The sequence below is a fragment of the Leisingera sp. MMG026 genome (assembly GCF_021654205.1).
Taxonomy (GTDB): Bacteria; Pseudomonadota; Alphaproteobacteria; order Rhodobacterales; family Rhodobacteraceae; genus Leisingera.
The window spans coordinates 1-1,066 of sequence record NZ_JAKFZM010000126.1 but is presented as its reverse complement, the minus strand read 5'-3'; the positions used below and the strand labels follow the sequence as shown (position 1 = coordinate 1,066).

Genomic DNA, 1,066 nt, shown 5'->3' with positions numbered 1-1,066 from the left:
CGAAAGCGATGGGGTGGACGCCCCCCGGCGGCATCGAATGTGCCAAGGTAGCGGGTGTTGGAGCACTGCTAGGAGGAGAGCGTCCATGAACGAGGTTAGCATCATCGGCCTGGATTTGGCTAAGAACGTATTTCAAGCACATGGTGCCGGGGTGGACGGGTCCGTTATATTCAGGCGCAAGTTGTCGCGCGTGCAGCTGCTGAAGTTCATGAGCGAGCAGCCCTCCTGCGTCGTGGCGATGGAGGCATGCGCGAGTGCCCATTATTGAGGTCGGGCAATCAGCGATCTGGGTCACGGCCTCCGTCTGATCCCGCCCGCATACGTGAAGCCGTTCGTAAAACGCCAGAAGAATGACATGGCTGATGCAGAGGCCATAGCGCAAGCAGCATCGCGTCCGGCCATGCGGTTCGCGGCCGTGAAAAGCGAGGAACAGCAGGCGGCAGCGCTGGCATATCGCACCCGCGATCTCCTTGTCCGCCAGCGCACGCAGACGATCAACGCCCTTCGGGCCGCCAATGTAAACCTTCTCGAAAGGCCGGGATTTCGCGGCCTGGGTCGGGCTCACGCCGAAACAGCATTCGAGTGGCGGCAAGGAGCGGCTCGGGCGGACGTCGAAGATGGGTCAGCGCGACATTCGAAGGTTGCTGATTGTCGGCGCTGTGGCAGTTGTGCGATGGGCGGCACGCAAAGGCGCCCCAGAGGGCTCTTGGCTCGCACGAATGCTGGCGCGCAAGCCTAAGATGCTGGTTGCGCTGGCGCTGGCCAACCGCATGGCCCGAACGGCCAGGGCGCTGATGCGCAAGGGTGAGGATTACAGAGAACCGGCGATGGCGGCCGCATAGGTCGAGTTCGCAGGGGTGCCGCCGGGAATGTGAGCAGGACGGAGGAACGTAAGGGCAAACGGTCACGAGACTGGGCCGGGAGAACCATCATTGACGCCGATGCGCCTCCGAGCGCGGGTAAGCGAACTGGACCCGATCTGCATATCTCCATAAGGGCCCTCAGCGTTTGACAGGCTGCAACTTTGAGGCCGGACACACGACTGCACCTGACCACATGCACAAAC

At 62.3% G+C, this 1,066-nt stretch carries 1 pseudogene; it reads left to right on the top strand.

Annotation, left to right across the window (positions count from 1 at the left end):
• The first annotated feature begins 85 nt into the window (after positions 1-85).
• Positions 86-842, top strand: a pseudogene (locus L1069_RS23740) (transposase).
• Positions 843-1,066 lie beyond the last annotated feature (224 nt).